This window comes from Vulcanococcus sp., from assembly GCF_044369115.1.
Classification (GTDB): Bacteria; Cyanobacteriota; Cyanobacteriia; order PCC-6307; family Cyanobiaceae; genus Vulcanococcus.
In genome coordinates, this window is record NZ_JBIPMN010000105.1 from 1 (window position 1) to 9,322 (window position 9,322).

11 protein-coding genes and 1 pseudogene are annotated in these 9,322 nt (G+C 67.0%); all 12 read right to left on the minus strand.

The annotated features are described in order from the left end of the window. Nucleotides 1–1,333 (minus strand): ABC transporter substrate-binding protein (locus ACIQ2E_RS09225; RefSeq protein ID WP_398329307.1); only part of this gene is annotated, 1,333 nt, incomplete at its 3' end. A 22-nt stretch (nucleotides 1,334–1,355) separates the two neighbouring features. Beyond that, the gene (locus ACIQ2E_RS09230; RefSeq protein WP_010303705.1) at nucleotides 1,356–1,559 is read right to left on the minus strand and encodes a hypothetical protein; all 204 of its coding nucleotides are present in this window, start codon (nucleotides 1,557–1,559) and stop codon (nucleotides 1,356–1,358) included. A 184-nt stretch (nucleotides 1,560–1,743) separates the two neighbouring features. Next, nucleotides 1,744–3,054: a homoserine dehydrogenase gene (locus ACIQ2E_RS09235; protein WP_398329311.1), complete on the minus strand. Its 1,311-nt coding sequence runs from the start codon at nucleotides 3,052–3,054 to the stop codon at nucleotides 1,744–1,746. A gap of 55 nt (nucleotides 3,055–3,109) precedes the next feature. Beyond that, nucleotides 3,110–3,529: a SufE family protein gene (locus ACIQ2E_RS09240; protein ID WP_398329314.1), complete on the minus strand. Its 420-nt coding sequence runs from the start codon at nucleotides 3,527–3,529 to the stop codon at nucleotides 3,110–3,112. Further along, nucleotides 3,529–3,987, minus strand: coding sequence for a hypothetical protein (locus tag ACIQ2E_RS09245; protein ID WP_398329317.1), 459 nt, complete (start codon nucleotides 3,985–3,987; stop codon nucleotides 3,529–3,531). The genes ACIQ2E_RS09240 and ACIQ2E_RS09245 overlap by 1 nt, the downstream gene beginning before the upstream one ends. 42 nt (nucleotides 3,988–4,029) lie before the next feature. Next, nucleotides 4,030–4,251 carry a hypothetical protein gene (locus ACIQ2E_RS09250; RefSeq protein WP_398329320.1) on the minus strand — a complete coding sequence of 74 codons (222 nt, stop codon included), beginning with the start codon at nucleotides 4,249–4,251 and terminating at the stop codon, nucleotides 4,030–4,032. A 67-nt stretch (nucleotides 4,252–4,318) separates the two neighbouring features. Continuing rightward, on the minus strand, nucleotides 4,319–4,894 hold the full coding sequence (locus ACIQ2E_RS09255; RefSeq protein ID WP_398329322.1) for a 5-formyltetrahydrofolate cyclo-ligase: 576 nt from the start codon (nucleotides 4,892–4,894) through the stop codon (nucleotides 4,319–4,321). Continuing rightward, entirely contained in the window at nucleotides 4,891–5,367 is a 477-nt protein-coding gene (ruvC, locus tag ACIQ2E_RS09260) for a crossover junction endodeoxyribonuclease RuvC (RefSeq protein WP_398329325.1), read from the minus strand. The genes ACIQ2E_RS09255 and ruvC overlap by 4 nt, the downstream gene beginning before the upstream one ends. Before the next feature lie 19 nt (nucleotides 5,368–5,386). Next, complete coding sequence (bchI, locus tag ACIQ2E_RS09265; RefSeq protein WP_398329334.1) at nucleotides 5,387–6,475, minus strand: magnesium chelatase ATPase subunit I; 1,089 nt, start codon at nucleotides 6,473–6,475, stop codon at nucleotides 5,387–5,389. After that, nucleotides 6,472–7,851 (minus strand): DUF3370 domain-containing protein, encoded by a 1,380-nt coding sequence (locus ACIQ2E_RS09270; RefSeq protein ID WP_398329328.1) that lies wholly within the window; start codon nucleotides 7,849–7,851, stop codon nucleotides 6,472–6,474. The genes bchI and ACIQ2E_RS09270 overlap by 4 nt, the downstream gene beginning before the upstream one ends. Beyond that, the gene (locus tag ACIQ2E_RS09275) at nucleotides 7,848–8,954 is read right to left on the minus strand and encodes a serine hydrolase (RefSeq protein WP_398329331.1); all 1,107 of its coding nucleotides are present in this window, start codon (nucleotides 8,952–8,954) and stop codon (nucleotides 7,848–7,850) included. Before ACIQ2E_RS09275 ends, ACIQ2E_RS09270 begins: the two co-directional genes overlap by 4 nt. A gap of 31 nt (nucleotides 8,955–8,985) precedes the next feature. Continuing rightward, nucleotides 8,986–9,322, minus strand: a pseudogene (locus tag ACIQ2E_RS09280) (RNA methyltransferase); the annotation flags it as partial.

Consider the following 9,322-nt stretch of genomic DNA (forward strand, 5'->3'; position numbering starts at 1 on the left):
CATTGCCCTCCAGGCACTGCTGGCCCTTCGGTTTGCTGCAGGCAAGCATCGGCGCCAGGTAGATGTCGGGATCGGGGTAATCGGCGCTCCAGTCGAACAGGATCATCGGGAAGGCGCCATCCGCCAGCTGGCGGTAGGCCGTGGTGGATTCCACGCCTGTGATCTCCAACGCCACGCAGTCGCTCAGGTCGCGTTGCAGTTGTGCTTTCCAGGTGAGGGCAAACAACTTGTCGGCCGGCACGTTGGAGCGGAAGGTGAGCGGCAGGGTGAAGCGTCGCCCCTGGCAGTACCCGGCTTGTTGGTACAGCTGGCGCGCTTCTGTGGGGTTGTAGGCCGGCCAGGCCGGCGGCTCTGAACCAGCCAGCGGCGGCGGCACGAGCGAACGCAGCGGAGCCCGGATGCCGTAACTCACCCGCTGACTGATCAGCTCACGATCCAGACTCAGGGCCACAGCCCGGCGTAGCAACGGCTGATTGAGGGGTGGGCGATCACTGAGCAGTGTGAGATAGCCGATTTCCCCGGCTGGGCCGATCCCCTCCACCAGTCGCCCCTGCTGGGCGCGCTGCGCCAGGGCGCGCTGCTGGTCGCTGTCCATGCCGGATGAGGTGAGTACATCCACCTCGCCGCTCACCAGCGCGCCGAACAGGGCGGTGGAGTTGCTGAGCGTCACTAAATGCAGGCCGCGGTTTCGGGGCGGAGGACCCCAGTAGCGCTCGAAGGGCAGCAGGGTTTGTTTCTGGGGGGTGCTGCTCACCAGCCGGTAGGGGCCGGTGCCGACGAAGCGATCCGCCAGGGATTGGCTTTGGTGCTGCCGGTAGGCCGTGGGCGAGAGCGGCGTGAGGCTGATCGAGCTCAGCAGGGCCGGCAGGGCGCTGTAGGGGCGCTTCAGCTGCAGCTCCAGCTCATAGGGCCCGCTGGCCCGCACGCTGCTGATGCGGTCATCGAGCAGGTAGCCCATCTTGGCCAGGCTGCGGAAGCGCTCCAGGCTGAATACCATGGCCGCGGCATCAAAGCGGCTGCCGTCGTGGAACAGCACATCCCGCCGCAGGGGGATGCGAGCCCTGCGGCCATCCGGGCTGATCTGGGGTACAGCCGTGGCCAGGTGCGGCTTCAGTTGGCCATCGGCGGCTGCGGTGTAGAGCGGATCACCGACGGCGCTGAGCAGCTGTAGGCCGGCGTGGGTGGTCACATCTACCGGATCCACCGAGGCCAGGCTGCTTTTGCTGGCCACCACCAGCTGGCCGTTGGGATGAGGGGGCTGGCAGCCGGACAGCAAAGCCACGGCCGGCAGCAGAGCCGCCAGGGCTGAGCGGAACAGGGGTCGGCGGGTCAAGGTTGCGGGCAAGCCCGCTTATTCAAGCCCCATGCACAAGGCGAGGGGGGTGATGGTGGCTCTGACTGGCCACCTGCTGCAGAGAAATTTCAAACACGGGTGAGCCGTGGCGGGCCAGGGGCCAGCGCCGCACCCAGCAGCGGTTGTGGCGATCGTCGACGCCGATCACCTGATAAAGGTTTTCGTCGCTGGTGAGGGTGATGCAATCACCCTGATGCAGGGTCATGGGTCTGGTGTGAAACAGAGCGGTGGTGGCGTTGAGAGAAAAGAGGATCCGGACAGCAGCCTTCTCGGCGATGGGCTGATCAAAGGTTCTCGTCGCTACAAAGCAAGCGCTGCGTCAGCGGATTCGGATGGGGCTGGGGCGCGGGGTGGTTCTCGCTTTGTGTCCAATCTGCCTCAACGCCGGCTCAGAGCGTGCGTAGACATGCCGCCACAGCCTTCACATCCGGCAGAGCCTTGATCGCGGCGAGGGCACGGCGGAACTTGGCCTCCTGCACCTCATGGGTGATCACCACGATCTCCGCATCGGCGCTATCACCACTGGTTTCGAATTGCACAATCGAGCGGATCGAGACGCCCTCATCGCCGAAGCAGCTGCCGATGCGGCCGATCACCCCGGCCTGATCGCCGGTCTGCAAGCGCAAGTAGTTGCGGTGTTGCGTCTGCCCAGGATCCACCAGGCGACAGGTGCGCCAGCGGCTGGCTGCCAGCAGTGGATCAAGGCCACCGCCCTGGCCTGAGGCTTCGCGGATGCCGGCAATGTTGAGGATGTCGGCCACCACTGCCGAGGCGGTGGGGCCCGCGCCGGCGCCGGGTCCGTAGAACATCACCCGGCCCACCGGATCACCCTCCACCAGGATGGCGTTGTTCACCCCGTGCACACCTGCCAGGGGATGCTCCTTGGGCAGCAGGGTGGGGTTAACGCGCACATCCAGCTGCACGGTTCCATCGGTGTCGGTGCCGAGGCACTGGGCAGTGGCCACCAGCTTCACCACATAGCCGAGCTGTGCGGCGTAGTTCACATCCCGAGAATCGAGGCGGTTGATGCCCTCGGTGGGGATGGCGCTGCGCTCGATCGAGCCGCCGTAGGCCAGGCCCGAGAGGATCGCGATCTTGTCGGCGGCGTCACCGCCCTCCACGTCGGCGGCTGGATCGGCTTCGGCGTAGCCCAGGCGCTGGGCATCAGCCAGCACATCGCCATAGGCGGCGCCCTCATCCGCCATGCGGCTGAGGATGTAGTTGGTGGTGCCGTTGATGATGCCGCTCACCCGCTGGATGCGGTTGCCGCCCAGCGATTGCTTGAGCGGTTCGATGATCGGAATACCGCCGCCCACGGCGGCCTCGATCAGCACATACACACCGCGCTCGGCGGCAGCGGCGGCGATCTCTTCTCCGTAGCGGGCGATCACGGCCTTATTGGCCGTTACCACCGGCTTGCCCGCGGCGATGGCCGCGAGGATCAGGCTGCGGGCCGGCTCCAGACCGCCCATCACCTCCACCACGATGTCCACCGAAGGGTCGTTCACCACCTGCTGCGGATCGGTGCAGAGGATCTCGGCAGGAAGATGCACCGGCCTTGGCCGGTTCAGATCGCGCACGGCCACGCGTTGAAGCACCAGCTGCCCCACCAGCGGATGGCGGCCCTGAGGGTTGAGCAGGATCTCGGCAACGCCTGCTCCCACCGTGCCAAGCCCGAGCAAGCCGATGCCGATGGTCATGCCGCCCAATCCATGAAAGGATCGATCCTAGAAATCGGCCGGTTCGCCGGAGCCTTCAGCTCGCTGCTAGGGCGCTGGCTTGGGCCTGCATCACCTTGAGGATGTTGAGGAAGCCATTGGCCCGGGAGGGCGTGAGGCTGGCCTGCAAGCCCGTTTCGCTGAGGAAGGCAGGATCGATGCCGGCGGCAGCGGCGGGATCCAGCCCTTCGAGCCCTTCGATCAGCAGTGCCAGTAGCCCCTTGGTGATGGCGGCATCAGAATCGCCCTGCCAGTGGAGTTTCCCTTCCACCAGCTGCCCCACCACGTACACCTGCGACACGCAGCCCTTCACTTTGAAGGCGTCGTTGCGGAATTCATCAGGCAGCGGCTGCAGCTTCTTCGCCAACCAGAGCACGTATTCGTATCGGCGTTTGGGATCGGCGGTGCCTTTGAGGCGTTCAACGATCTGATCGAGCTTTTCGCTGCCGGTGGCCATCAACGGTGACGACGAATGCGCAGGACTCCCAGCAGCATGGCAGTCGCACCCAGGGCGCCGAGCCAGCCCATAGAGGTTGAGCCGTGCGAGTGCTGGCTGATCTGGTCGAGCTTGGCCTGCCCTTGCTGCACGGGCATCTCCAGGTAGTCGCGGTGCCCTGGACCCCCATCAACTTGCAGCTCCCACTCGCCATTGGCTTGTTTGGGCAGCGCGAAGCTCAGTTGGCCTTGCGCATTGGTGCGGCCGATCTCGCGGGATTCGCCGTCCGGGCCCACCAGGCGCACCACAGCGTCGCTGGTGGGCTCGCCATTGGAGAAGCGGCTCTCCAACACCAGGCTGTCGGTGAGGGATTCCAGCCTTGTGAGGCTGCTTTCAATGCCGTGCGCCTGAGCAGCTGCAGGGCTCAGTAGCAACGCCAGCGCCAAAGCACGCAGAGCTGTGGTGGTGGGCTGCGTCATCGCGATGCCGTGGAACGATTGAGCCAGCTAAGCGCCTGGGATTCAGGCCGACCAGCGGTTGCCGGCGCTGCGGGTTTTGCCGGCCTGCACCATATGAACCATCGAGCTCACCATCATCGCCAGGGCATCGCCGCTCTCCTGGCGACCACTCAGCTCAGCGGCCAGCACCTGCTCGGCTGCAGTGCCCCGGTTCACGCGGATGCCGGGAGTCCGCCGGTTGGCATTGCTGGAGGACTGGAACGCGTCGTTGGCCTGGAGATCCACAGCTGAGGTCTTTGCCTGTAGTGATCTTGCCAAACCCTGATCAGAGCCGCGTGGCTGTGGGTGAGGTTTAAACAGCTTGCAACCAATGGATGCCCTGCTCATCGAGCCAACCGGCAAAAGGCACATCCCAGGGCTCCCGCGGCAGCTCTGCCACCAAGCAGGCGGCTGGCAGCACCGTCAGGGCGGGGATGGCCTGCCACTGCGGATCGCTGCGCAGCCGATCAAACCAGCCGCCGCCATAGCCCAGGCGGAACCCGCGCTGGTCGAAGGCCAGGGCAGGGGCCAGCAGCAGGCCCAGGGCGCTGGCTTCGAGGTCTGGGCCGTGTTCTGGTGCGGGAATACCGGTGTCGTCGGGGCTGAGGGCCGCGCCAGGTTGCCATTGCCGGTAGCGCAGATGCCCGCCTGCCACCCGCGGCAGGGCCAGGTGATCGCGCAGGCAGGGGTGTTCCGCCAGCTGCCGTAAGTCGGCCTCACCCTTCAGAGGCCAATACAGCCCGAGCCGTTGCTCGTCCTGTCGGTGCTCGGCCAGAGCAAGGGCAGCCGCTTGCATGCCAGCTTCGGCGGCGGGCAGATGCTGCAGCCGTCGCTCGCGATAGAGCTGGCGGAGCTTGGCTTTGGTGCTTCCCGTGCTGTCGGGGTTCATCGCTGGAACCAGCCGGTGAGTGCTGCTGCCAGGGCATCGGCGGCGTCATCAGGCCGTGGCGGAGTGTCGAGGTTCAGCTCGCGCATCACCGCCGCAAGCACGTCGTCTTTTTCGGCGTGACCGTGCCCCGCAAGGGCCAGCTTGATCTGCATCGGCGGGAATTCCAACACCGGGATCTGGAAGCGCGCCAGCGTCATCATCAGCACGCCGCGGGCCTGCACCACCGAGATGGTGGTGCTGGAGCGGTAGAAGAAAAACTTCTCCACCACCGCCAGCTGCGGCCGCCAGGCGCGGATCAGCTGGCGCAGGTCGCGGGCGATCTCCACCATCCGCTCCCCTTCGCTGCGGCCGGGATCGGTGCGGATGATCCCGCAATCGAGCAGGATCTGGCGGCCCCGGCCCGGGCTGCCATCCACTTGGATCAGGCCATAGCCCACACGGGCCAGGCCAGGGTCGAGGCCGAGGATCACCATCGGTGCCCCCGGCGCTGCATCAGGCCGCCAGGGCCAGTTCGAAGGCGCCGCGGTCGCTGGATTCGGGGCGCTCAAACACCTTGCAGAACACCTTCACCACGCGGTCTCCCGAGTCGATCTGCTCCAGTGGGTCCTTGCGCAGGCGGTGGCGCAGGCAGCAGGCGGCCACGCGGGCCACGTCGTCTTCGGTCACCTCGGTGCGGCCTTCGAAGGCGGCCAGGGCGCGGGCGGCGCGATTGGTCACGATGTCGCCGCGCAGACCATCCACATCCAGTTCACCGCAGATGGCGGAGATGCGGATGCGCAGATCATCGTCGATCTGCACATGGGGCAGACGGTTCTGCGCCTCCACCACCCGCGCCTGCAAGGCGTCTTGAGTGGTTTGCACGGCGTTGTTGAAGCCGTCGGGGTCGTTGTCGAAAGAGGTGCGCTGATCCACCACCTGCACGCGCAGCTCGGGATCACGCACCGTGCGCACTTCAACGCTCATGCCGAAGCGATCAAGCAGCTGTGGGCGCAGCTCGCCCTCCTCGGGGTTGCCGGAGCCGATCAGCACGAAGCGGGCCGGGTGGCGCACGCTCACGCCCTCGCGCTCCACGGTGTTCCAGCCGGAGGCGGCCGAATCCAGCAGCACGTCCACCAGGTGGTCGTCGAGGAGGTTCACCTCGTCCACATACAGCAGACCGCGGTTGGCCTTGGCCAGCAGGCCGGGCTCGAAGGCGCGCACGCCCTCGCTCAGGGCTTTCTCGATGTCGATCGTGCCGCAGAGGCGATCTTCCGTGGCGCCCAGGGGCAAGTCCACCATCGGCACCTGGCGCTGCTCGATCGGCAGCTGCTCACCGTGCTCGGCCCGCAGGCGCACCTCGCTGCTCTGCAGATCGGGGTCGGAGGGCGAGCTGTTGTAGGGGTCACCCGCCACTACGTCGATCTCGGGCAGCAGATCGGCTAGGGCGCGGATCGTGGTGCTCTTGCCCGTGCCGCGGTCGCCCATGATCATCACGCCGCCGATGCGCGGGTCGATCACGTTGAGCAGCAGGGCGAGCTTCATCTCCTCCTGACCCACGATGGCGGTGAAGGGGAAGACCCTGCGCTTGCGGGCTTGCATCAGTGGGAGACGGATGGCTGGTCTGGGGATTGTTTCACAGGCAGCAGGCTGATCACCTGCGGCGGTGTGGCATCAGCCGGGTAGATCAGCCGCACTCGCAGCTGCCGGCTGCCCCCCGGAGCCAGGCTCACCGTGCCCAGGGTTGGCCCCTGCTGACCCACCCGCTGCACCAAGTGGAAACTGCGGCGGCCGGCGGCTGCGCCGTTGTCACCGTCGAGGCCGCTGGCCTCCACTGTGCCGCGGAACATCACCGACTTTCCCGGCTCGGGATTGAAGCGCAGCCCGCCCTGGGCCTGATCGCTCTTCAGCGGTGATTCGAAGGCCAGCTCCAGCTGCACGGGCTTGCTGCCGGTGTTGCGCAGCGGAATCGCCACGTTGTATTCCACGCCGTAGTTGCCGTGGGCGGCCCAGGCGGTGCCGGGGTAGAAGGCTTTGAGCTCGGCGGTTTGCACCTGCCTGGTGCCGAGGCTGCCCCGATCCAACGAAGCGATCGGCCAGGAGATCGGGGCGCGGCTGGCCGAGAGGTAGGGCTTACCGGGATCGGTGATCGTGCCGTTCCAGATGCTGCCGATCTGCACACCGCTGACGCGGGAATACACGATCCGGCCGCTGGCGCCGCGCGGGGTGGGTTGGTGCTCCTTGGGGCTGAGGCCGCCATTGAGCAACTCCGCCCAGCTGCTCGCCGCCGGCGGTTGATCCCCTTTGCCGTAGGCCGCCAGGGTGGCCAGGCTCACCGGGCCCGAGCTCTGCAGGCGCAACTGCAGATTGCGGCCATTGAGCAGGGGATCGAGCCCTTTCACCGGAATCGGCAGCACGAGCAGCGTGCTCAGCTGCCCCGGCGCCAGGGTCCAGCGCTCGGGGATCAGCGCGTTGCGCTGGCGGGCCAGCAGTTCGGTGGCCACGCGGCTGCCGGGGCCGCTGTACACGTGCCCGTCTTGGGGCATCACTGCCGGTAGAGGCAGGAAGGGGGCCTCCGGTTGTTGCTTGTCGGTGGCTTGCGACAGGGCTGTGGAGCCGCCCAAGAGTTGCAGCGTTACCGGTTGGCTGCTGCGGGGTTCGGCCACCACGGCCAGCCACAGGGTGGAATCGAGGCTGCCTGGCTTACCGGCATACACGTGGTGGCTGAACAGATCAAAACGACCGTTCAGGGCCACATCCAGATGGGCATCGGGCTTGGGCCGGCCCACGCTGGGGAAGGTGGAGAGCAGGATCCCTGGCCCCGAGATCAGTTCGGGGTTGTTGTCGTTCACCACCAGCACCTGATCCAGGCCGCCCGGTAGCGGCGCAACGGTCTGGGGCCGCAGGACCGGTGGGGGCGGAGCAGGGGCTGCTGGAGTGGTGGCAGCCGGTGCGGCCGCCAGCAGCAGGGGCAGGATCATCGGGTTGCAGCAGGTGCAGTACCGCCCGGCTTGCCGATCAGGGCCCGGGCCACCTCAGCGGCCATGGCGCGGATCAGGTCGGTGGAGCGGGGATCGTTGAAGGGACCTTTCACCATGAAAGCGGCCACGGCCCGCTGGCCGTTGGGCAGCTCGATCAGCCCACCGTCGGAATAAGCGATGCCGATGTCGCCGGTTTTGTTGAGCACCGTTACGCCGTGGGCCAGCAGGGCGCTGTCGGGGTCAGCGGAGTCGCCGCCCAAGCCCATCAGCAGACCCAGCGGCAGCAGGGTGTTGGTGCGTGAGGTGCCCATCACGCCGCGAAACAGATCGCGCGCACGGGGGCTCAGCATCTCGCCGGTATCCACCATGGCGATCGAGCGAGCCAGATCCAGGGAGCTGGTGGTATTGGTGCCGTCAAGGTCGGGCAGCCAGTTGTTCACCACCGTGGCGGTGAGGCCCATGGCCTGGAAGCGGGCGTTCAGGGCAACTTTCCCTCCCAGGCGCTTGATCAACAGGTTGGTGGCGCTGTTGTCGCTCACCCGGATCATCTCGGTGGCCGCCTCCCAGAAGGGAAAGCGCGTTCCCACCGGTTTGTTGGCCATCCAGCCGGCGCCGCCGCCGATCACCTCCTTGGTGAGGGCTAGGGGCTCGTTCCAGCGCAGCTTGCCGGCATCCAGTTCTTCCAGCCCGGCCAGCAGGATCGGCGTTTTGATCGAGCTGGCGGCCGGCATCGCCTGATCCGGCAGCAGCTGGGCGAAGCGCCCGTCGTCGAGCACCAGCAGGTAGCCGCTGGCTTGCAGGTCTTTGTGGCGCGCGGCCAGCTGGGCCCACTTCTGGCTCACCGCGGTGAGTTCAGTTTTGGGCTCAAACCGCCCGAGGGCCAGGCCCCGCGGCAGGGGTTGCGCGCTGGGCAGCAGGGGCGGCGCTGCCTTGCCAGAGGCCGCAGGGTTGGATCCGCCTGCTAGTTGCGGCGCCAGCAATTTCAAGGTGGTGCCGGTGATGACGCCCAGGCCGATTCCCATCACGGCCAGCCGCAGCACCAGGCGCAGCGGCCCGCCCCATCCCGGGGTGCTGCTGGAGCGTTTGGGGCGGCTCGCGCTCACGGGTGCTGCCTGCTGGCGATCGGACCGGACGTTAAGGGGTCTCCCGCTGGGCTGCCCAGCGCAGTTGACGCACCATGCCCCGCAGCAGCGCCACCTCCGGCTCCTGCACCTGGGCTCGTTGCAGCAGTGCCCGCAGCTTGGCCATGCGTGCTGCCGCCGTGTGGGGGTAGAGGAAACCCACCTCCAGGAGCAGTGCCTCAGCATCCGCCAAGGCAGCTTCTAGGGCGCCGCGGTTGCAAAGCTCGACGTCGTTCGTGGTGGCTGGGACTGGGCTGATGGCGGGCAGCAGAGGCTGTGTGCGGCAGGCCTGCAACGCGTGCAGGCAGATCGCCACCGCATGCGACAGGTTGAGGGAGGCATAGGCCTCG